The following is a 20295-nucleotide window of genomic DNA, read 5'->3' on the forward strand; positions in this document are numbered from 1 at the left end:
GCGTAGGAAGACGCTGGACCGAGGAGCGGCGGCATCGGCCACGCGGGTCTGATTGAAGCGGGAAAGGCGGGCAGGCATTGGGGCCTGGAGCTGTAGGGACAGCATGTGATTACTCCGCTTTTATTGTTTTTATTCGGCGAAAACGCTTCGAGGCGTTTTTCGTTCGCGATGTGCGTCGCGACGGGCAGTCGAAACCGTCCGTTGGAGGACTCTAGCGGCCCAACCTTTCGCTAACCTTTCAAAAGCTTTCAACGTCTTTTTTGGCTTCACAGTGACGGACTCGGCTGTAAACTCCGCGCCAAAGAATGGCGTCGACCATCCCTGAATCGAGGAATAACCCATGCGTGTTCTGCTCGTCGAAGACCATCTGCAGCTCGCCGAAAGCGTTGCCCAGGCGCTCAAGAGCACCGGTTTGACCGTGGACGTGCTACACGACGGCGTCGCGGCCGACCTGGCCTTGAGCAGCGAGGAATATGCCGTGGCGGTGCTCGATGTCGGGCTGCCGCGCATGGACGGTTTCGAGGTGCTGGCGCGCCTGCGGGCTCGCGGCAAGACTTTGCCAGTGCTGATGTTGACCGCCCGCAGCGACGTCAAGGACCGCGTCCATGGCCTCAATCTCGGTGCCGACGACTACCTGGCCAAGCCATTCGAGCTCACTGAGCTGGAGGCCCGGGTCAAGGCCCTGTTGCGGCGCAGCGTACTGGGTGGCGAACGCCAGCAGCGCTGCGGCGGGCTGGTCTATGACCTGGACACCCGCCGTTTTACCCTCGACGATGAATTGCTGACCCTGACCTCCCGCGAGCAAGCCGTGCTCGAAGCGTTGATTGCCCGACCGGGGCGGGTGATGAGCAAGGAACAACTGGCGGCCCAGGTGTTCGGCCTGGACGAAGAAGCCAGCCCGGACGCCATCGAAATCTACGTCCATCGCCTGCGCAAGAAACTCGACGGCCATGCGGTCGCGATCGTGACGTTCCGCGGCTTGGGCTACCTGCTGGAAAACCGCAATGCATAAGCCCGACAGCCTACGCTGGCGGCTGCTCTGGAACCTGGCGTTGCTGCTGGTGGTGCTGATGCTCGCCAGCGGCCTGAGCGCCTACTGGAACGGCCGCGAAGCGGCGGACACCGCCTATGACCGGACCCTGCTGGCCTCGGCCCGGACCATCGCCGCGGGCCTGTCCCAGCGCGACGGCAGCCTCAGCGCGGATGTGCCCTACGTGGCCCTGGACACCTTTGCCTACGACAGTGCCGGGCGCATTTATTACCAGGTCAATGACATCGACAAGAAGTTGATTTCCGGCTATGAAAACCTTCCCGGCCCGCCGCCCGGGACGCCCCGCACGGACGATTATCCGGCCTTGGCGCGCTTCTATAACGCCCAATACCAGGGGCAGAGCGTGCGGGTGGTGAGCCTGCTCAAAGCGGTGAGCGAGCCGAACATGAATGGCATGGCGGAAATTCGCGTGGCCGAGACCGAAGAGGCGCGGGTCAGCATGGCCCGTGGCCTGATGGCCGACACCCTGTTGCGCCTGGGCATGCTGGCCGTGGGCGCGCTGCTGTTGGTGTGGTTTGCGGTCAGTGCGGCGTTGCGCCCGTTGGAGCGCTTGCGCACGGCGGTGGAGGAGCGCCAGCCGGACGATCTGCGGCCGTTGCCGCTGGTGGAGGTGCAGCACGAATTATGGCCGCTGGTGCGGGCCCTCAACCATTTCACCGAACGCCTGCGCGGGCAGTTCGAGCGACAGGCTCAGTTCATCGCTGATGCCGCCCATGAACTGCGTACGCCGCTGGCCGCGCTCAAGGCGCGCCTGGAGCTGGGTTTGCGCGCCAGCGAGCCGGCGACCTGGCGTGAAACCCTGGAAACCGCGGCTCAGGGGACCGATCGATTGACCCACCTGGCCAACCAGTTGCTGTCCCTGGCGCGGGTGGAAAATGGCGCCCGGGCCATTGCCGAAGGCGGTGCTCAGTTGCTCGATCTCAGCCAGTTGGCCCGTGAGCTGGGCATGGCCATGGCCCCGCTGGCCCATGCCCGAGGCGTGGCGCTGGCCCTGGAAGCCGACGAGCCGGTATGGCTGCGGGGCGAGCCGACCTTGTTGAACGAGCTGTTGAGCAACCTGGTGGACAACGCCCTGGCCCACACACCGTCGGGCGGCAACGTGATCCTGCGGGTCACCCCACCGGCGGTCCTGGAAGTCGAGGACGACGGGCCAGGCATTCCGCTGCATGAGCGGGACCGGGTGTTCGAGCGCTTCTATCGACGTAACCAGCAAGTGGCCGGTTCCGGGCTGGGGTTGGCGATCGTCGGCGAAATCTGCCGCGCACATCTGGCGCAGATCACCTTGCATGACGGGCAGGAGCGCGGGCTGAAGGTGCGGGTGAGCTTTATTCCTGGATCAGACTGAGCCAGAGCAGAACGCCGTTGTGGCGAGGGAGCTTGCTCCCGCTGGGTTGCGCGCGGCGCTAAAAGCCTTGCGCCTGCTGCGCAGTCGAGCGGGAGCAAGCTCCCTCGCCACAAAAGCATCTGCTGACCACAGCATGCTCGGAGACGTCTCTAATAAAACATCGACCGCGCTTCTTCGATATCCGCGCACCGGGCCTTGTTCTCCGGGTCGATGCCCAGTTTCTTGAAGGCTGGGACGCCGAATACATCAATCTTGCTCAGAGGATGGTCGGTGTCCTTGTAGCAATACAGCGCAGCGACCTGCACCAGGTCGACATAGTCGATTTGCTTGGAGTCGCGGTTGAAATCCAGATACAACCCCGGCAGCTTCACCAGCCGCTCCGGAAATTCCCAGACACTGAGTAACTTGTCCCCCAGCACCGGGTGAATCGTTTCGATGACATGGTTGAGGCTGACCGGATCCGACAGTAACTCATTATTGTCCTGTGCATACGTGAGGATCGGCAGCACGCCGATCTGATGCACCAGCCCACCCAACGCAGCCTGGTCGGGCTTGAGTTGGGTGTAGCCGCGACACAACGCATAGCTGACGCCGGCGATCTCCAGGCTTTTGCGCCAGACTTCGCGCATCTTCAGTTCCACCACCTCGGAGCGGGCATGGAAAATCTGCTCCATCACCAGGCCAATGGCCAAGTTGCTGCTGTAGTTGACCCCCAGTCGAGTGATGGCCGTGTGCAGGTCAGTGACTTCCTGGGTGGCGCGCAACAGCGGGCTGTTGACCACTTTTATCAGGCGTGCCGAAAGGGCCGTATCGCGGCCGATCACTTTGCTCAGGTTGCTGACGCTGATTTCCGGGTCTTCGGCGGCCCGGCGAATCTGCATGGCCACTTCCGGTAATGTTGGCAGAACCAGGTCATCGTTATCGATGGCCTGCACCAAATCCCGTTGGACCTTATCCGCCAAATCGCTCATTTTGGTTCTCTAGGGTATTGCGACACAAATGCTGCGATCAGCGCTGGATTTCGCGGTCGCGGTCCAGTTCGTAAGGCAGGTCCAACAATTGAAGGCGAGGGCCTTCCAAGGCACCGAGGTGCAGATTGTCATCTTCTGCAGCTTCGGCCTGTAATACCGCCAGCAGTTCAATGTTTCCTTCGCCACGGGCGGCAATCACCACTTCGCCGATGGAACTGCCGTGAGTGGGGGAGAACAGCGCCGTGCCGGGTTCCGGCAGTTCGCTGGCGTCCAGTTGCAGGCGATACAGGCGCCGCTTGAGCTTGCCCAGGTATTGCATGCGGGCGACGATTTCCTGGCCGGTGTAGCAGCCTTTCTTGAAGCTGACGCCGCCGACGGCTTGCAGGTTGAGCATCTGTGGAATGAACAGTTCGCGGGTGGTCGGCATGACCTGGCCGATCCCGGCACGGACCTGGCCCAGCAGCCAGGGATTCAGGTCCGCCTCGGCCAGTTCGGCGCCCAGGCGGCTTCGCAGTGCCTGTGCCTGTTCGGCGGGGGCCCACAGCTCGGCGCGGCCGGGAGAAACGCGGATGGCGATCAAGGCTTCATGGCGCGCCACGCTGTCGGTGTCGCTCGGCAGTTCGAGGCCCAGGCCAGCCAGGGCATCGTCGGCATTTTCCAGGCCGAAGCGAACCCAGGCGGCGCTTTCGTCGGTGAGCTTGGATTTGGAGAACACGGCGTATTTTTTCAGGTCCGCCAATTGCGGTTCGAGCAGTTCGGTGGCCATGGCCATCAACACACCGTCACCTTCGAGCAGGATGCGGAAGCTCGATTGCATCCGGCCTTTCTGCGTGCAGCGGGCGCCGAGGCTGGCCCGGCTGTCGCTCAGGTAGTCGAGGTTGCAGGTCAATTGGCCTTGCAGGAATTTGCTGGCATCCACGCCGCGGACCGCGAGGACGCCTTCGTGGGACAGGGTGCAGAAAAAAGCGAAATCAGCCATGGGTCATCGCAGGGTAAAAAGTCTGGTAGACATCATAAGGGGACGCCCTTGAAATGGGTAGTTCACAAAGGATCGGTGGTGCCAGACCAAAGCCGTCTGTTGCGCTGTGGCGAGGCCTGTATACTTGCGCTCTATTTGAGGAGCGCTCCATGGTCGAAGATGTTGAACTGAATCGCCTCTACTGGCACAGCCGCCGCGGCATGCTTGAGCTGGACGTGTTGCTGGTGCCGTTCGTGAAAGAGGTTTACCCCCATCTCAATGAAGTGGACCGTGCGTGCTACGTCCGCCTGCTCGAATGCGAGGATCAGGACATGTTCGGCTGGTTCATGGAGCGCAGCGAATCCGAAGACCCCGAGTTGCAGCGCATGGTCCGGATGATCCTGGACCGTGTCCAACCCAAGTAATCGCTTCGAATGCCGCTGGCAGGCCTCTGGGCAACTGCTGGCGGCCTATCTGCTGGCCCAGGTGTTCGCCCTGGGTTCGTTGTTGCTGTTGTCCATCGCGTCCTGGTGCGCCGCGCTTGGCATTATTGTGTGCCTGGCCCATGGCGCCTGGGTGATCCCCCGACATGTCGTGCTGACCCATCGCCGGGCCTTTTGCGGGTTGCGTCACAATGCCGCGGGCTGGCAGCTCTGGAGCCGGGCCGATGGCTGGCGGGCTGTGCAGTTGCGCCCCGATAGCCTGGCGCTGCCGCTGATCATCGTGCTGCGTTTCCGATTGCAGGGTGAGCGGCGGGTCCGATCGCTGTGCGTGCTCCGCGACGCGCTGGCGCCGGATGTCCATCGGCGCCTGCGGGTGCGGCTCAGGTTCAGTCGGCGTAGGTGGGCGGCACCAGGATAGTGTCCAGTGCCTCGGGCAGCAGGTTAGGGTAGTCGAGGGTGTAATGCAGCCCCCGGCTTTCCTTGCGTTCCATGGCCGAGCGAATCATCAGTTCCGCCACCTGGGCCAGGTTGCGCAGTTCGATCAGGTCGCGGCTGACTTTGTAGTTGCTGTAGAACTCGTCGATCTCATCCAGCAGCAAGCGCACCCGGTGCTGTGCCCGCTGCAGGCGCTTGTTGGTGCGCACGATGCCCACGTAGTCCCACATGAAGCGCCGCAGTTCATCCCAGTTGTGCGCAATGATCACGTCTTCGTCCGAGTCGGTGACCTGGCTGGCGTCCCACGAGGGCAGGGTGGCCGGAATGGCGATCTGCGGCAATTGCTCGAGGATGTCTGCCGCCGCCGAGCGGGCGTAGACGAAACATTCCAGCAGCGAATTGCTGGCCATGCGATTGGCGCCGTGCAGGCCGGTGAAGCTGGTTTCGCCAATGGCATACAGGCCAGGCACGTCGGTGCGGCCGTGTTGGTCGACCATCACGCCACCGCAGGTGTAGTGCGCCGCCGGCACCACCGGGATCGGTTGCTTGGTGATGTCGATGGAAAACTCCAGGCAGCGCTCGTACACCGTCGGGAAGTGGCTCTTGATGAAGGCTTCAGGCTTGTGGCTGATGTCCAGGTAGACGCAATCGATACCCAGGCGCTTCATTTCGTGGTCGATGGCCCGGGCGACGATGTCACGCGGCGCCAGTTCGGCGCGCGGATCGAAGCGTTGCATGAAGCGTTCGCCGTTGGGGAGCTTCAAATGGGCCCCTTCGCCACGCAGGGCCTCGGTCACCAGGAAGCTCTTGGCCAGCGGGTGATAGAGGCAGGTGGGGTGGAACTGGTTGAACTCCAGGTTCGCCACCCGGCAACCCGAACGCCAGGCCATGGCGATGCCGTCGCCGCAGGCGCCATCGGGGTTGCTGGTATACAGGTAGACTTTCGCCGCGCCACCGGAGGCCAGGACGACGAAGCGCGCGCCATAGGTGTCGACTTCGCCGGTGCCGCGATTGAGCACGTAGGCGCCGAGGCAGCGGTCACCGTCCAGGCCCAGGCGTTTTTCGGTGATCAGGTCGACCGCGACGCGCTGTTCCAGCAGTTCGATGTTCGGCCGTAATCGCGCCTGGGCGAGCAGGGTCTTGAAGATCGCCGCGCCCGTGGCGTCGGCCGCGTGGATGATGCGCCGATGGCTGTGGCCGCCTTCGCGGGTCAGATGGAACTCGAAACCGCCGTCTTCGGTGCCCGATTGTTCGTCACGGGTAAACGGCACGCCCTGGTCGATCAGCCACTGGATGGCTTCCCGGCTGTGCTCGACGGTGAAGCGCACCGCTTGCGGATCGCAAAGGCCACCGCCGGCGTTGAGGGTGTCGTCGACATGGGATTCAATGGTGTCGGTATCGTCCAGCACGGCGGCGACACCGCCCTGGGCCCAGAAGGTCGAACCGTTGGCCAGGTCGCCCTTGCTCAGCACTGCGATGCGCAAATGCGCAGGCAAGGTCAGCGCCAGGCTCAATCCGGCGGCTCCGCTGCCGATTACCAGAACATCGTGTTGAAACTGTTGGCTCATTCGAATGGTTTCCGCTCAAGGCGACCCGGGTCGGGGTTGGCGCCAGACACCGCTTCAACGGGTCGGGCAGCCACGCAGCCCACTAGTATATAGAGGGGGGGATCGGCACAATAGCCGGGCCTTCATGGCAATGTGAAACCAGCGTGACAGAAAAGCGACACGCTTCGTCGGATCATCCGTTTGGCTTTGAGTCGACAAAGGCGGCCGTTTCGAGGACAGATCGCTGTTTATCACGTCATGGTTGCCTGATATTCAGTTCATGGCGATGTAAATAGCGGGAACTTTTGCCAAGCGCCTACGTTCAATAGACGGTTGTCTGCAAAAGGGAGCAGCGTCGGGTTGGTGCAAGATTTCGATTGAAATCTCTGCCGACAGACCCGATGACAGATTATTCGCGCAGCCGGGGAATCTCCTGCTGCGTTTTTCGTGCGTGCCGAGATCAGAGCGCGCCGGAAACTTGCTTGGAAGGGGGAGAACTTTTGCGAAAAGCCCGAGTCTATGTTTGCAAGCCCGGTCAATTAGTAATGCAAGCCTCCTTCGAGCTTATCGAGGAGTGTTCATGCTAACCCAGGAAGAGGATCAGCAGCTGGTCGAGCGGGTCCAACGCGGCGACAAGCGAGCTTTCGATCTGCTGGTGCTGAAATACCAGCACAAAATTCTCGGGTTGATCGTGCGTTTTGTGCACGACACCCATGAAGCGCAGGATGTCGCTCAGGAGGCCTTCATCAAGGCCTACCGCGCACTTGGTAATTTTCGCGGGGACAGCGCGTTTTATACGTGGCTTTACCGCATCGCCATCAACACGGCGAAAAACTATCTGGTTTCACGCGGCCGCCGGCCGCCGGATAGCGATGTAAGTTCTGAAGATGCCGAGTTCTATGATGGCGATCATGGCCTCAAGGATCTCGAATCACCAGAACGTGCGTTGCTGCGGGATGAGATCGAAGGCACCGTCCATCGAACCATCCAGCAATTGCCTGAAGATTTGCGTACGGCTTTAACTTTACGTGAGTTCGACGGTCTGAGTTACGAAGACATTGCGAGCGTCATGCAATGTCCTGTGGGCACCGTGCGCTCCCGGATTTTCCGCGCTCGGGAGGCCATCGATAAAGCCCTGCAACCCTTGTTGCAGGAAAACTAGAGACAGCGGCGACAGCCAAGAGAGGAACGCCATGAGTCGTGAAGCCCTGCAGGAATCGCTGTCCGCAGTTATGGACAACGAAGCGGACGAACTTGAATTGCGTCGGGTACTTAATGCCTTCGACGATGTTGAAACACGTGAGACCTGGGCTCGTTACCAGATCGCCCGGGCTGTCATGCACAAGGATTTGCTGCTTCCACGCCTGGACATCGCCTCTGCCGTTTCTGCTGCATTGGCTGACGAAGCCGTACCGGCAAAAGCTTCACGCGGACCATGGCGTAGCCTGGGTCGTCTGGCGGTAGCCGCGTCGGTCACCGTTGCCGTATTGGCCGGTGTGCGCCTGTACAACCAGGATGAGATTGCCGGCGTGCAAATGGCGCAGCAGTCCAACCAGCCTGGCTTGGCCGCTCCACAGGTCAAGGGCCCAGCGGTATTGGCCGGTTACAGCGAAGGTTCGGAAGCCGCAGGCCCGATGGTCAACGGTGTTCTGCAGGGCCAGCCTGGCTGGCATGATCAGCGTCTGCCCAACTACCTGCGTCAGCATGCCCAGCAAGCTGCCCTGAAAGGTACCGAAAGCGCGCTGCCTTACGCCCGTGCCGCCAGCCTGGAAAACCGTTAAGTAAGGAAAACCATTGCGCGCCATACCTCTATTCACGCTTATGCTTGGTGGCTGGTGTGCGATTCCAGCCCATGCCGATGAGGCTCAGGACTGGTTGAGCCGCCTGAGTCAAGCCGAGCAACAGCAGAGCTTCCAGGGCACTTTCGTTTACGAGCGCAACGGTAGTTTTTCTACGCATAACATCTGGCATCGCGTCCAGGATGGCAAGGTCCGCGAGCGGTTACTCCAGCTCGACGGTTCGGCACAGGAAGTCCTGCGCATTGATGGGCATACTCAATGCGTCAGTGGCTCCTTGATCGCGGGGCTGGGCAATACGCCGGACGGCGCTTCACGTGCGCTCGATCCGCAAAAACTCAAGAATTGGTATGACCTTGCCGTCATAGGCAAGTCGCGCGTGGCCGGGCGTCAAGCGGTCATCGTGGCGTTGACGCCCAAGGACCAGCATCGTTATGGCTTTGAGCTGCACCTGGACAAAGAGACCGGCCTGCCGCTCAAGTCCTTGTTGCTCAATGACAAGGGCCAGTTGCTCGAACGTTTCCAGTTCACTCGCATGAACGTCGCCGCGCCCACGGACGGTGACCTGCAAGCCAGCGCCGAATGCAAGGCTGTCGCGCAGGATCCCGGCAAGGCCGTTGCGGTGAAAGCCGCCTGGCACTCGGACTGGGTGCCGCCCGGCTTTGAGCTGACCGGCAGTGCCGTGCGCAAGGATCCGGACACTCAGGTCCAGGTCAGCAGCTTGATGTACGACGATGGTTTGGCGCGCTTCTCGGTGTTCCTGGAGCCGTTGAACGGTGCCAACGCCACCGATACCCGTACTCAACTCGGCCCGACGGCTGCCGTCTCCCGCAGGCTCACAACGCCCCAGGGCGAAATGATGGTCACGGTGGTCGGTGAGATTCCTATCGGTACGGCGGAACGGATCGCGCTTTCCATGCGCTCCGACGTCACCGCGACTCAATAGTCGGCTGACAGCTTGGGTGGTTCGATTGCGCGAGAGGCTGATGACGCCAGGGCTTGATCGAAATGCCGAAACTTCCTGTCAGCATTTTCATTTGCAAAACCTCAGCTTTTTTTCTATAGGTCAGAGCCGCTCGGCTCTGGCCTTGTCTGTTCCCGGAACAAAAATACCGGCGTATCTTTCCCTGGTATTCCTTGCTCCATATCGCTTAACCATGCTCGTCGTAACGGGAGCCGTATGTCGATACCACGCTTGAAAACCTATCTCTCCATTTTTGCCACCGTGCTTGTGCTCGGCCAGGCCGTTCCTGCCGTGGCGGTCGAATTGCCTGACTTCACACAACTGGTCGAGCAGGCTTCACCCGCCGTGGTGAACATCAGTACGACCCAGAAGCTGCCGGATCGCCGTGTATCGGACCAGCAGATGCCGGACCTGGAAGGCCTGCCGCCGATGCTGCGGGAGTTCTTCGAGCGTGGCATGCCACAACAGCCCCGTTCTCCCGGCGGTGGCCGTCAGCGCGAAGCGCAATCCCTGGGGTCGGGCTTCATCATTTCACCTGATGGCTACATCCTGACCAACAACCATGTGATCGCCGATGCCGACGAAATCCTGGTACGCCTGGCCGACCGCAGCGAACTCAAGGCCAAGCTGATCGGCACCGACCCACGTTCCGACGTGGCGCTGTTGAAAATCGAGGGCAAGGACCTGCCAGTGCTTAAACTGGGCAAATCCCAGGACCTGAAAGCCGGCCAATGGGTCGTGGCTATCGGTTCGCCGTTCGGCTTCGACCACACCGTGACCCAGGGTATTGTCAGCGCCATCGGTCGCAGCCTGCCGAACGAAAACTATGTGCCGTTCATCCAGACCGACGTACCGATCAACCCGGGTAACTCCGGTGGCCCGCTGTTCAACCTTGCCGGTGAAGTGGTCGGCATCAACTCCCAGATCTACACCCGTTCGGGCGGCTTCATGGGCGTGTCCTTCGCGATTCCGATCGACGTTGCCATGGACGTGTCCAACCAGCTGAAAAGCGAAGGCAAGGTCAGCCGTGGCTGGTTGGGTGTGGTGATCCAGGAAGTGAACAAGGACCTGGCCGAGTCGTTCGGGCTGGATAAACCCGCCGGTGCGCTGGTGGCGCAGATCCAGGAAGGTGGCCCGGCTGCCAAGGGCGGTCTGCAAGTGGGGGACGTGATCCTGAGCATGAATGGTCAGCCGATCGTCATGTCCGCCGACCTGCCGCACCTGGTGGGGGCCCTCAAGGCTGGCGCCAAGGCCAATCTGGAAGTGATTCGCGAGGGTAAGCGCAAGAACGTCGAGTTGACCGTCGGGGCCATTCCTGAAGAGGGCAAGGAGCTGGATTCGCTGCCCAAGTCCGGCGTCGAGCGCAGCAGCAACCGCCTGGGCGTGGCGGTGGCCGAGCTGACCGAAGAGCAGAAACGCACCCTGGAGCTCCAGGGCGGAGTGGTGATCAAGGAAGTGCAGGACGGTCCTGCCGCGTTGATCGGTCTCCAGCCGGGCGACATCATCACGCACCTGAACAACCAGGCCATCGGTTCGGCCAAGGAATTCACCGACATTGCCAAGGCATTGCCGAAGAATCGTTCAGTGTCGATGCGAGTCCTGCGCCAGGGGCGTGCGAGCTTCATCACCTTCAAGCTGGCCGAATGATCGGTTAGCCGCTGAAAAAAAACCGCCTCGAAAGAGGCGGTTTTTTTATGCCTGGCGAATGCTCAGCCCATCATGTCCTTGACCATGCGTTCCTGCTCCATGAGTTCCCGCTGGCGGGCATCGATGCGCGACGACAGGGGGAAATTGGTGCCGGCGCGCCGTTTGGCGAAGTCCAGTTGCTGGATGGCCTGACGGTAGTCGCCCACCAGGGCGAAGTACTCTGCACGGGCCTGATGCAGGCCAATGATGTTGCCTGACAGCCCGCGGGTCTCGGCCACCATGTACCAGACGTCCGGATCGTCCGGGCGCGACTTGAGCAAGGTTTCCAGGGCTTTCTCGGCATCGGCGGGGCGGTTCTGCTTGAGCAGCAGGTCGACGCGTACCTGGTTCAGCGGATAGTTGCCCGGGTACTGGCTCAGCATCCGGTCGACGCGGGATTGAGCGTCGGCCAGTTTGTTGCTGGTGATGTCCAGGTCCACCTGGGCGAGGTTGTAGATGATCTCGTTGGGCGATTTGGCCAGCAGCGGCTTGAGATTCTCCCGTGCGTCATTCAACTGGCCGCCCTTGATCTGCGCGATCGCCAGGCCATAGCGAGCCACGTCGTTCTTCGGGTTCTCATCCAGCTGTGCCCGGAAGCGCTTGGCGCCCAGGCCCGGGGTTTCTTCGTAGGTCAGTTGGACCCGCGCGCGAATCAGTTGATAGCGCACACTGTCTTCGATGCCGCCCGGTTTGGCCTGTTCGGCGCGGTTGCGGGTGTCGGCGATCCGCGATTCGGTCACCGGGTGAGTCAGCAGGAATTCCGGCGGCTTGGCGTCGAACCGGTACTGGCGCATCAGGCGCTCGAACATGGTTGGCATGGACCGCGGGTCGTACCCGGCCTTCTCGAGGTTCTGGATGCCGATGCGGTCGGCTTCCTGTTCGTTCTGGCGCGAGAAGCGCCGTTGTTCCTGGATGGCGGCGGCCTGGGTTCCGGCGATGGCCGCGATCCCGGCGTCACCACCACCGGCGGCGGCAATCACGATGCCAGCCAGCAGCGCCGCCATCATCGGCACCTGCATGCGTTGCTGGGCTTCGACGCCGCGGGCGAAGTGGCGTTGTGACAAGTGCGCCAGTTCGTGGGCCATGACCGAAGCGTATTCGCCTTCGGTCTGTGCGTTGAGGAACAGGCCGCCGTTGACCCCGACGATACCGCCCGGTGCGGCGAAGGCGTTGAGCTGCGGGCTGTTGATCAAGATGAATTCCAGGCGCCGGTCGTTGACCTGGCTGGTTTCCACCAGCTTGTAGACGCTGGTTTCGACGTAGTCCTTGAGCTGTGGATCGTTGAGCTGTGAAACCTGGCTGCGCAGCAGGGCCAGCCAGGCGCGGCCCAGTTGGTGCTCCTGTTCTGGCGAGACGATGGCAGAACTGGCATCGCCAAGTGACGGCAAGTCGTCGGCGAAGCCCGGTGAGGCAAGCAGGCAAGCGAGCGTCAGCAGGGTGGGGCGCAGAAATGTCATGCACGAAGCCTTAGTTGACAAAGACCCTACTGTAGCCGGACACCGGGCCCGGGACCAGATATTCTAGGCCGCTCAACGACCTGCCGCGGAGCGAACCCATGACTGATGCTGTAGCCCACGATGCCGAACTGGACGCCAGCGGCCTGAATTGTCCGTTGCCGTTGCTCAAGGCCAAACTGGAGCTCAACCGCCTGGCCAGCGGCAGTGTGCTCAAGGTCATCGCCACGGATGCGGGCTCGCAACGTGACTTTCGCACCTTCGCCCGATTGGCCGGTCATACGCTGCTGCGTGAAGAAGACGAAAACGGCGTCTACCGTTACTGGCTGAAAAAGGCCTGAAAAAAACCGATAGCGTCTCTTAAGGATTTTTAATGTTCAAAGTGTTACGCGATTGGATTCAGCGCTACTTCTCCGATGAGGAGGCGGTGGTTCTGGCAGTGCTGCTATTCCTGGCGTTTACCGCCGTGCTTACCCTGGGCGGCATGCTGGCGCCGGTGCTGGCGGGAATGGTGCTGGCGTATCTCATGCAGGGGCTGGTCACGACGCTGGAGCGTTTGCGGCTGCCCGGCACTGCGGCAGTCGGGCTGGTATTTGCCTTGTTCATGGGCGTGCTGGTGGTGTTTATCGTGGTGATCGTGCCGTTGCTCTGGCACCAGTTGGTGACCTTGTTCAACGAGTTGCCGGGGATGCTCGCCAAGTGGCAATCCCTGCTATTGCTGCTGCCTGAGCGTTATCCGCACCTGGTGTCCGATGAGCAGGTGTTGCAGACCATCGAAGTGGTGCGCGGCGAGATTGGCAAGTTCGGCCAATGGGCGCTGACGTTCTCGCTGTCCAGCCTGCCGCTTCTGGTCAACATCATGATCTACCTGGTGCTGGTACCGATCCTGGTGTTCTTCTTCCTCAAGGACCGGGAAATGATCGGGCGTTGGGTGCGTGGCTACCTGCCTCGCGAGCGGGCGCTGATCACCCGAGTGGCCCAGGAGATGAATAGGCAGATCGCCAATTACATTCGCGGAAAAGTCATCGAGATTTTCATCTGCGGCGGCGTGACCTATATCGGTTTCGTGACCATGGGGCTCAATTACGCCGCCCTGCTGGCGCTGCTGGTGGGCATTTCAGTGGTGGTGCCTTACGTCGGCACCGTGGTGGTGACCGTGCCGGTGGCCTTGATTGCGCTGTTCCAGTGGGGCTGGAGCGATCAGTTCATCTACCTGATGGCGGTCTACGGGATCATCCAGACCCTGGACGGCAACGTGCTGGTCCCGCTGCTGTTCTCCGAGGCGGTGAACCTGCATCCGGTGGCGATCATCTGTGCGGTGTTGCTGTTTGGCGGGCTGTGGGGATTCTGGGGGGTGTTCTTTGCGATTCCCCTGGCGACGCTGTTCAAGGCGGTGCTGGATGCGTGGCCGAGCAAGGAGCCGGTTGTAGCGCCGTTGTTGTAGCTTTGACTGATGGGGTGAGGCGGATGGCCTCATCGCGAGCAAGCTCGCTCCCACACTGGATTGAGTAACACCACCGATCCCGTGTGGGAGCGAGCTTGCTCGCGATAGCGCCAGTAAAGGCAGCGAAAGTTTCAGCCCTTGTTGAGCGCCTGGGCCGCCGCCAACACCGCATCCACATGCCCCGGCACCTTCACGCCACGCCATTCCTGGCGCAGCACGCCGTTCTTGTCGATCAGGAAGGTGCTGCGGTCAACGCCCAGGTATTCCTTGCCGTAGAGCTTTTTCAGCTTGATCACGTCGAACAGCTGGCAGACCGCCTCGTCCTTGTCGCTGATCAGTTCGAACGGGAACTCCTGCTTGCATTTGAAGTTCTCGTGGGACTTGAGGCTGTCCCGGGAGACGCCGAACACTTCGGTGTTGGCAGCCTGGAATTGTGCGTACTGATCGCGAAAGCCCTGGCCTTCGGTGGTGCAACCGGGAGTGCTGTCCTTGGGGTAGAAATAGATCACCACCTGCTTGCCCTTGAGGGCGGCGAGGCTGATGGTCTGCCCGCTGGTGGCGGGCGCCTGGAAATCGGTAACCGGCTGGTCGACGGCAACGGCCATGAACGTTTCCTTACATTGGGTTTTGTGGGCGCCACGGTTCGATCAGCGCATCCAGGTTCATCGCATCGGCGAAGTCCAGGAACTGATCGCGCAGCCAACTGATCTGGGTGCCGGCGGGCAGGGTCACGGTGAACGTGGCGTTGAGCATGGTGCCGCCGGTCTGTGGGGCCTGATAGGTGTCGCAGGTCAGGTTCTCCAGCTCGACGTGGTGGTCCATGAAGAACTGGCACAGCTCGTTGATGATGTCCGGACGGTAGGCCGAGCTCACGTAGGCCACATAGGGCAGGGCCTGGGGACGGTTCTCCAGGGCGGCGCTGCGCACGACGTTGACGGTAAAGGCATGCTTCTTGGCCAGCACCGGCAGGCTGCCTTCCAGGCGCGCCAGGGCGTCCCAGCTGCCGGAGATCTCGAGCACGAGTGCACTGCATTCGCCATGACGGGTCAGGCGTGAGGTCACGACGGCGCAGCGATTTTCATGGCTGGCGCGGCACAGGACGTTAGTCAGCTCCATGGGGTTGGCGCCAAGGGCACTGATAACAAGGAATTGTTCGCGGACTGTGGGGGTGGACATGCAGCATTCCTAAAGCGATGAGCGGTCGGTACCTTTGCCGCTCGACACAGCGCCCGGCCCGGGAAAACGAACGGTTCAAGCCTTTTGTCCGGGGTTGCGCTGCATTCCGCGACAGCAGGAATGCACCAGGACAAACCCGGGATCGGGGCTTGTGGCGTCGAAAACGGAGGCTGGAAACCGGCGTATGAGCTTGTCGGTACCGATCAAAGCCTGAAGGGTAGCGAAAACCATCGCCCAGGGGAATGGTAGTTCGCTTGTACAAGCATCTTGGCGCCAGTACCATTACCGCTCTCTTTTTCCGGCAGGAGCGGTTTCATGATTGCGGGCAGTATGGTGGCACTGGTCACACCCATGGATGCACAAGGGCATCTTGACTGGGCCAGCCTCAGCAAACTCGTGGACTTCCACCTTGAGAACGGCACCCATGCCATTGTCGCCGTCGGTACCACCGGCGAGTCGGCAACCCTCGACGTCAATGAGCACATCGAAGTCATCCGTGCCGTGGTCAAGCAGGTCAACGGTCGCATCCCCGTCATCGCCGGTACTGGCGCCAACTCGACTCGCGAAGCCGTCGAGCTGACCCGCAACGCCAAGGAAGCCGGTGCCGACGCCTGCCTGCTGGTCGTCCCGTACTACAACAAGCCGACCCAGGAAGGCCTGTACCAGCACTTCAAGCACATCGCCGAAGCCGTCGACATCCCGCAGATTCTCTATAACGTTCCCGGCCGCACCTCCTGCGACATGCAGGCCGAGACCGTGATCCGCCTGTCCACCGTGCCGAACATCATCGGCATCAAGGAAGCCACCGGCGACATGAAGCGCGCCAAGGCCATCCTCGATGGCGTGAGCAAGGACTTCATCGTGCTGTCCGGGGATGATCCGACAGCGGTCGAGCTGATCCTGCTGGGTGGCAAGGGCAACATCTCCGTCACCGCCAACGTTGCCCCGCGCGAAATGGCCGACCTGTGCGAGGCCGCGCTCAAGGGCGACGCCGAGACCGCACGGGCCATCAACGAAAAACTGATGCCGTTGCACAAGGACCTGTTCATCGAGGCCAACCCGATTCCGGTGAAGTGGGCCTTGGTCGAAATGGGCCTGATGCACGAAGGCATCCGCTTGCCACTGACCTGGCTGAGCACCCCCTGTCACGAACCGCTGCGGCAGGCCCTGCGCCAGTCCGGCGTCCTGGTTTAATTGAGGAAGTACAACGCATGAAGCGAATGGCCGGACTTTCCGCACTTGCCTTGATTATCTCCAGCACCAGCGGCTGCGGATGGATCTGGGGGCCGGAAGGTTACTTCCGCGACCGTGGTAGCGATTACCTGCAAGCGCAACAGACTGCACCGATGCAACTGCCGCAAGACGTCAACATCGCCAAGCGCCTGGATCCGCTGCTGCCGATTCCGCGCAACGTCGCGGACGACAGCGTCAAGGGCGAATACATCGTTCCACGTCCGCAGCCGCTGTCGGCCGTGGCCGACGCCAGCGACTACACCCTGCAGAAGAGTGGCGATTCCAGCTGGGTCATGGGCCAGCATCCGCCGGCCGAAGTCTGGCCGGTGGCGATTCAGTTCTTCCAGGACAATGGTTTCCGCCTGGACGAACAGCGTCCGCAAACCGGCGAGTTCACCACCACCTGGCAGCGCTCCGATGAACTGTCCGCCGCCATGGCCAAGCGCCTGAGCGCCGCCGGTGTCGCGGCCGACAGCGAAACCCGCGTGCGGGTGCGTATCGAGCCGGGCGTGCAGCGCAACACCAGTGAAATCTACGTGGTCAGCGCCGAGCGTCCTGCCGGCAGCACCGCCGACGTGGCCTTCACCAACCGTTCGGTCAATACCGGCCTCGACGCTGCCCTGGTGGACGACATGCTTGCCAGCATGAGTCGTACCGCGGAGCAGGGCGGTTCGGTCTCGATGCTGGCGTCCAAGGAATTCGATGCGCCGAGCCGCGTCAGCCTGAGCGAAGACGGCAGCGGCAACCCGGTGCTCAACGTCGGCTCCGACCTGGACCGTGCCTGGTCGAGCGTTGGCCGTGCGCTGGAACAGGGTGAGTGGCGCGTTGAGGACATCAACCGCAGCCTGGGCCTGTACTACATCAACCTCGCTGAGAAGGCCGAGAAGAAAGACGACAAGCCTGGCTTCTTCAGCGGCCTGTTCGGCAGCAAGCCGGACAAGGAAGAGATCGAAGCCCGCGCCGAGCGTTACCAGGTTCGCCTGAGCAAGGTCGGCGAAAGTGTCCAGGTCACTGTCGAGAAGAACATCAACACCGTGGCGCCGGCCGATGTGGCCCGCAAGGTATTGAGCGTGATTCAGGATAACCTGGGCTGATCCGATGCGTTTCGCCGTTCTCGGCAGCGGTAGCCAGGGCAACGGCACGCTGGTCGCCAGTGCTGGCACGTACGTGTTGGTCGATTGTGGTTTCTCCCTGCGGGAAACCGAGAAACGCCTGTTGCGCCTGGGTGTGCACCCAGCGCAACTGAGCGCGATACTCGTGACCCACGAACATGCCGACCACGTGCATGGCGTGGGTTTGCTGTCTCGGCGCTACAATCTGCCGGTGTACCTGAGCCGTGGGACACTGGCAGGCCTGCGCAAACCCATCGAGCCAGCCGGTTTCGTGGCAGGTGGCGAGCAGTTGCGCATTGGCGCCCTGGATATCAGCGTGGTCAGCGTCGCCCATGATGCCCGGGAACCGACGCAATATGTGTTCAGCGATGGTGAACGACGTTTCGGGTTGTTGACCGACCTGGGGTCGTACTGCAACAGGGTGATGGACAGTTACCGGGACCTCGATGCGTTGATGATCGAGTCCAACCACTGCCGTGACATGCTGGCCCGTGGTTACTACCCCTACTTCCTCAAGCAGCGGGTCGGCGGGGAACACGGACATTTGAACAACCACCAGGCCGCGTTCCTGGTGGCCGAGTTGGGCTGGCAAGGCCTGCAACACCTGGTCCTGGCCCATCTGAGCAGCAAGAACAACCTGCCGCAGCTGGCCCGGCAATGTTTTGTCGACACCCTTGGGTGCGACCCGGACTGGCTGCAACTGGCCGATCAAGATTCAGGGCTCGACTGGCGACATATCGCCTAGCCCACTACTTAGCAAGCGGAGCCCATCATGGAAAAACGTGAAGAACTCTACCGCGGCAAAGCCAAGTCGGTTTACAAGACCGACGACGCTGACCGCTTGATCCTGCTGTTTCGCAACGACACCTCGGCGTTCGACGGCAAGCGCATCGAACAGCTGGACCGCAAGGGCATGGTGAACAACAAGTTCAACGCCTTCATCATGCAAAAACTCGAAGCCGCCGGCGTGCCGACCCAGTTCGACAAGCTGCTGGGCGACAACGAATGCCTGGTCAAGAAGCTGGACATGATCCCGGTCGAATGCGTCGTGCGTAACTACGCCGCCGGCAGCCTGGTCAAGCGCCTGGGCGTGGAAGAGGGCATGAAGCTCAACCCCTACACCTTCGAGCTGTTCCTGAAGGACGACGCCAAGGGCGACCCGTTCATCAACGAATCCCACGTCGTGGCATTCGGTTGGGGCACCACCGAGCAACTGGCCCGAATGAAGGAATTGTCCCTCAAGGTCAATGAAGTGCTGACCAAGCTGTTCGACGACGCCGGCCTGCTGCTGGTGGACTTCAAGCTTGAATTCGGCGTGTTCAGCGATGGTTCCATCGTCCTGGGCGACGAATTCAGCCCGGACGGCTGCCGCCTGTGGGACAAGGACACCAAGAAGAAGATGGACAAGGACCGCTTCCGCCAGGGCCTCGGTGACGTCATCGAAGCCTACGAAGAAGTCGCCCAGCGCCTGGGTGTACCGCTGTAATCGACGCAAGCATCTGATAGCACGGAAAAAATTTCGCTCGGGGGTTCGCTTCCGACGAATGTGCTGGTATGATGCGCGCCACTGGAGAGATGCCGGAGTGGCCGAACGGGACGGATTCGAAATCCGTTGTACTGGCGACAGTACCTAGGGTTCAAATCCCTATCTCTCCGCCATTATTGAATACGACTAAGCCCCTGAAATGGTTGAACATTTCAGGGGCTTTTTCGTTTTTGGCGTTTTGTCGCGTATGGCGAACGCGGCGACATGGATTGTGCGGCAGTACTGCGAGCGTGAACGTCGGGGCGCGGATCGCCTGACCTATGATTTGCGCCGCGATTTAAAGACTGGGACAGGCCACAGTTTTGAGTTCACTCATCATCAGATCGTGATCTGTTCCCATTTCTTCCCCCGCCCCCGGATTGAGAATACGGAGGGATGACCAGCATCAGTATCTTGACTTCTAGTATCCAACTGGATACGGTCCGCCGATTAATTATCTCATTCAGCAAACGCAGACGTTTACTGCTTGGCATTCATCGGTTCGTGATCTGCGAGCAAAAATCGCTATCGCCCCCCGCATTGATCGTGCCGCAGCGGGTCACCTGGGCGATGTGAAACCTGTCGGTGATGGTGTTTCAGAGTTGCGTGTGGATGTAGGCGCTGGCTACCGGGTCTATTTCACCCTGCGCGGTGGAGTGGTCATCGTGCTACTGGCTGGGGGCGACAAGTCTTCACAGAGTGCTGATATCCGGCGAGCGAAGAAATTGGCAAAGGAGATTTGAGCATGAGCCAACATCTGACGACATTTGACATGGCGGCACTACTCGATAGCGACGAAGCGATCAGTGAATACCTTTCCCAGGTGTTGGCTGATGGTGACAGCGAGGAGTTTCTCCGAGCGATCGGCTATGTAGCCAAGGCCCGAGGCATGGCGCAGATCGCTAAAGACTCCGGCATGGGACGAGAACGCTTGTACAAGGCGTTCGCCCCTGGATCAAAACCGAGATTCGATACCGTACTCAAGGTCATTCATGCGCTAGGCATCGATCTTCATGCGCAGCCTGGGCATGCGGCTAATCATTCACCTGTCTGAAGAGTGGATTAGAGCGGAGACTGGGAACAGGCCACGATTGTGAGTTCATCTGTAATCAGCCTGCCTCTAATCGTGGTCTGTCCCCGTTTCCCCCTGACTAA

Annotated in this window: 22 protein-coding genes and 1 tRNA gene; 17 read left to right on the forward strand and 6 right to left on the reverse strand. The window is 61.1% G+C overall.

Annotation, left to right across the window (positions count from 1 at the left end):
• Positions 1–340: 340 nt before the first annotated feature.
• Positions 341–1012 carry a response regulator gene (locus tag IB266_RS26175; protein ID WP_003198779.1) on the forward strand — a complete coding sequence of 224 codons (672 nt, stop codon included), beginning with the start codon at positions 341–343 and terminating at the stop codon, positions 1010–1012.
• On the forward strand, positions 1005–2396 hold the full coding sequence (locus IB266_RS26180; protein ID WP_060738769.1) for a sensor histidine kinase: 1392 nt from the start codon (positions 1005–1007) through the stop codon (positions 2394–2396). Before IB266_RS26175 ends, IB266_RS26180 begins: the two co-directional genes overlap by 8 nt.
• Before the next feature lie 149 nt (positions 2397–2545).
• Here IB266_RS26180 and IB266_RS26185 read toward each other — a convergent pair whose 3' ends face one another.
• Entirely contained in the window at positions 2546–3367 is an 822-nt protein-coding gene (locus IB266_RS26185; RefSeq protein ID WP_060738768.1) for an HDOD domain-containing protein, read from the reverse strand.
• Between the two features lie 37 nt (positions 3368–3404).
• On the reverse strand, positions 3405–4346 hold the full coding sequence (locus tag IB266_RS26190; protein ID WP_192263370.1) for a YgfZ/GcvT domain-containing protein: 942 nt from the start codon (positions 4344–4346) through the stop codon (positions 3405–3407).
• 149 nt (positions 4347–4495) lie between these two features.
• Between IB266_RS26190 and IB266_RS26195 the strand changes: the two genes are divergently transcribed.
• Together IB266_RS26195 and IB266_RS26200 are read left to right on the forward strand one after the other, a co-directional pair.
• Positions 4496–4750 (forward strand): succinate dehydrogenase assembly factor 2, encoded by a 255-nt coding sequence (locus tag IB266_RS26195; protein WP_003184348.1) that lies wholly within the window; start codon positions 4496–4498, stop codon positions 4748–4750.
• Positions 4734–5186, forward strand: coding sequence for a protein YgfX (locus IB266_RS26200; protein WP_192263372.1), 453 nt, complete (start codon positions 4734–4736; stop codon positions 5184–5186). The genes IB266_RS26195 and IB266_RS26200 overlap by 17 nt, the downstream gene beginning before the upstream one ends.
• Here IB266_RS26200 and nadB read toward each other — a convergent pair.
• On the reverse strand, positions 5155–6771 hold the full coding sequence (gene nadB / locus IB266_RS26205) for an L-aspartate oxidase (protein WP_192263374.1): 1617 nt from the start codon (positions 6769–6771) through the stop codon (positions 5155–5157). The two genes, IB266_RS26200 and nadB, sit on opposite strands and share 32 nt — an antisense overlap.
• A gap of 559 nt (positions 6772–7330) precedes the next feature.
• Here nadB and rpoE point away from each other — a divergent pair.
• From rpoE to IB266_RS26225, 4 genes are all read left to right on the forward strand, one after another.
• Positions 7331–7912 carry an RNA polymerase sigma factor RpoE gene (rpoE, locus tag IB266_RS26210; RefSeq protein WP_003172477.1) on the forward strand — a complete coding sequence of 194 codons (582 nt, stop codon included), beginning with the start codon at positions 7331–7333 and terminating at the stop codon, positions 7910–7912.
• Positions 7913–7943: 31 nt separating this feature from the next.
• Positions 7944–8531, forward strand: a complete 588-nt coding sequence (locus tag IB266_RS26215) for a sigma-E factor negative regulatory protein (protein WP_192263377.1) — start codon at positions 7944–7946, stop codon at positions 8529–8531.
• 13 nt (positions 8532–8544) lie between these two features.
• Positions 8545–9492, forward strand: coding sequence for a MucB/RseB C-terminal domain-containing protein (locus tag IB266_RS26220; RefSeq protein ID WP_192263378.1), 948 nt, complete (start codon positions 8545–8547; stop codon positions 9490–9492).
• Positions 9493–9726: 234 nt separating this feature from the next.
• On the forward strand, positions 9727–11157 hold the full coding sequence (locus IB266_RS26225; RefSeq protein WP_192263380.1) for a DegQ family serine endoprotease: 1431 nt from the start codon (positions 9727–9729) through the stop codon (positions 11155–11157).
• Between the two features lie 62 nt (positions 11158–11219).
• Here the strand turns inward: IB266_RS26225 and IB266_RS26230 are convergent, their stop codons facing one another.
• On the reverse strand, positions 11220–12653 hold the full coding sequence (locus tag IB266_RS26230; RefSeq protein WP_192263382.1) for a M48 family metalloprotease: 1434 nt from the start codon (positions 12651–12653) through the stop codon (positions 11220–11222).
• 98 nt (positions 12654–12751) lie between these two features.
• Between IB266_RS26230 and IB266_RS26235 the strand changes: the two genes are divergently transcribed.
• Both IB266_RS26235 and IB266_RS26240 read left to right on the forward strand, forming a co-directional pair.
• The gene (locus IB266_RS26235) at positions 12752–12991 is read left to right on the forward strand and encodes a sulfurtransferase TusA family protein (protein WP_053120054.1); all 240 of its coding nucleotides are present in this window, start codon (positions 12752–12754) and stop codon (positions 12989–12991) included.
• A 32-nt stretch (positions 12992–13023) separates the two neighbouring features.
• Positions 13024–14094 (forward strand): AI-2E family transporter, encoded by a 1071-nt coding sequence (locus tag IB266_RS26240; protein ID WP_060738761.1) that lies wholly within the window; start codon positions 13024–13026, stop codon positions 14092–14094.
• Between the two features lie 131 nt (positions 14095–14225).
• On the opposite strand, the gene IB266_RS26245 is transcribed toward IB266_RS26240, so the two are convergent.
• A complete protein-coding gene (locus tag IB266_RS26245; protein ID WP_024616115.1) occupies positions 14226–14699 on the reverse strand; it encodes a peroxiredoxin in 474 nt (157 codons plus the stop codon).
• 10 nt (positions 14700–14709) lie between these two features.
• The gene (locus IB266_RS26250) at positions 14710–15270 is read right to left on the reverse strand and encodes a glycine cleavage system protein R (protein WP_003184325.1); all 561 of its coding nucleotides are present in this window, start codon (positions 15268–15270) and stop codon (positions 14710–14712) included.
• Positions 15271–15585: 315 nt separating this feature from the next.
• On the opposite strand from IB266_RS26250, the gene dapA reads away from it, so the two are divergent.
• From dapA to IB266_RS26285, 7 genes are all read left to right on the forward strand, one after another.
• Positions 15586–16464, forward strand: coding sequence for a 4-hydroxy-tetrahydrodipicolinate synthase (gene dapA, locus IB266_RS26255; protein ID WP_060738759.1), 879 nt, complete (start codon positions 15586–15588; stop codon positions 16462–16464).
• 17 nt (positions 16465–16481) lie between these two features.
• On the forward strand, positions 16482–17597 hold the full coding sequence (bamC, locus tag IB266_RS26260; protein ID WP_060738758.1) for an outer membrane protein assembly factor BamC: 1116 nt from the start codon (positions 16482–16484) through the stop codon (positions 17595–17597).
• Between the two features lie 4 nt (positions 17598–17601).
• Positions 17602–18360 (forward strand): MBL fold metallo-hydrolase, encoded by a 759-nt coding sequence (locus tag IB266_RS26265; RefSeq protein ID WP_192263384.1) that lies wholly within the window; start codon positions 17602–17604, stop codon positions 18358–18360.
• Between the two features lie 27 nt (positions 18361–18387).
• On the forward strand, positions 18388–19101 hold the full coding sequence (gene purC / locus IB266_RS26270) for a phosphoribosylaminoimidazolesuccinocarboxamide synthase (RefSeq protein ID WP_057449754.1): 714 nt from the start codon (positions 18388–18390) through the stop codon (positions 19099–19101).
• Between the two features lie 83 nt (positions 19102–19184).
• Positions 19185–19274 (forward strand) — tRNA-Ser (locus tag IB266_RS26275).
• A 315-nt stretch (positions 19275–19589) separates the two neighbouring features.
• Positions 19590–19883, forward strand: a complete 294-nt coding sequence (locus tag IB266_RS26280; protein WP_192263467.1) for a type II toxin-antitoxin system RelE/ParE family toxin — start codon at positions 19590–19592, stop codon at positions 19881–19883.
• A 2-nt stretch (positions 19884–19885) separates the two neighbouring features.
• A complete protein-coding gene (locus tag IB266_RS26285; protein ID WP_192263386.1) occupies positions 19886–20194 on the forward strand; it encodes an addiction module antidote protein in 309 nt (102 codons plus the stop codon).
• The last annotated feature ends 101 nt before the right edge of the window (positions 20195–20295 follow it).

Source organism: Pseudomonas sp. Pdm06 (assembly GCF_014851795.1).
Lineage (GTDB): Bacteria > Pseudomonadota > Gammaproteobacteria > Pseudomonadales > Pseudomonadaceae > Aquipseudomonas > Aquipseudomonas fluorescens_AA.

Bases quoted from the DNA above. Each gene is read 5' to 3' on its own strand.
- IB266_RS26175 (WP_003198779.1), top strand. From the start codon at position 341: ATGCGTGTTCTGCTCGTCGAAGACCATCTGCAGCTCGCCGAAAGCGTT.
- IB266_RS26180 (WP_060738769.1), top strand. From the start codon at position 1,005: ATGCATAAGCCCGACAGCCTACGCTGGCGGCTGCTCTGGAACCTGGCG.
- IB266_RS26185 (WP_060738768.1), bottom strand. From the start codon at position 3,367: ATGAGCGATTTGGCGGATAAGGTCCAACGGGATTTGGTGCAGGCCATC.
- IB266_RS26190 (WP_192263370.1), bottom strand. From the start codon at position 4,346: ATGGCTGATTTCGCTTTTTTCTGCACCCTGTCCCACGAAGGCGTCCTC.
- IB266_RS26195 (WP_003184348.1), top strand. From the start codon at position 4,496: ATGGTCGAAGATGTTGAACTGAATCGCCTCTACTGGCACAGCCGCCGC.
- nadB (WP_192263374.1), bottom strand. From the start codon at position 6,771: ATGAGCCAACAGTTTCAACACGATGTTCTGGTAATCGGCAGCGGAGCC.
- rpoE (WP_003172477.1), top strand. From the start codon at position 7,331: ATGCTAACCCAGGAAGAGGATCAGCAGCTGGTCGAGCGGGTCCAACGC.
- IB266_RS26215 (WP_192263377.1), top strand. From the start codon at position 7,944: ATGAGTCGTGAAGCCCTGCAGGAATCGCTGTCCGCAGTTATGGACAAC.
- IB266_RS26225 (WP_192263380.1), top strand. From the start codon at position 9,727: ATGTCGATACCACGCTTGAAAACCTATCTCTCCATTTTTGCCACCGTG.
- IB266_RS26230 (WP_192263382.1), bottom strand. From the start codon at position 12,653: ATGACATTTCTGCGCCCCACCCTGCTGACGCTCGCTTGCCTGCTTGCC.
- IB266_RS26235 (WP_053120054.1), top strand. From the start codon at position 12,752: ATGACTGATGCTGTAGCCCACGATGCCGAACTGGACGCCAGCGGCCTG.
- IB266_RS26240 (WP_060738761.1), top strand. From the start codon at position 13,024: ATGTTCAAAGTGTTACGCGATTGGATTCAGCGCTACTTCTCCGATGAG.
- IB266_RS26245 (WP_024616115.1), bottom strand. From the start codon at position 14,699: ATGGCCGTTGCCGTCGACCAGCCGGTTACCGATTTCCAGGCGCCCGCC.
- IB266_RS26250 (WP_003184325.1), bottom strand. From the start codon at position 15,270: ATGTCCACCCCCACAGTCCGCGAACAATTCCTTGTTATCAGTGCCCTT.
- dapA (WP_060738759.1), top strand. From the start codon at position 15,586: ATGATTGCGGGCAGTATGGTGGCACTGGTCACACCCATGGATGCACAA.
- bamC (WP_060738758.1), top strand. From the start codon at position 16,482: ATGAAGCGAATGGCCGGACTTTCCGCACTTGCCTTGATTATCTCCAGC.
- IB266_RS26265 (WP_192263384.1), top strand. From the start codon at position 17,602: ATGCGTTTCGCCGTTCTCGGCAGCGGTAGCCAGGGCAACGGCACGCTG.
- purC (WP_057449754.1), top strand. From the start codon at position 18,388: ATGGAAAAACGTGAAGAACTCTACCGCGGCAAAGCCAAGTCGGTTTAC.
- IB266_RS26285 (WP_192263386.1), top strand. From the start codon at position 19,886: ATGAGCCAACATCTGACGACATTTGACATGGCGGCACTACTCGATAGC.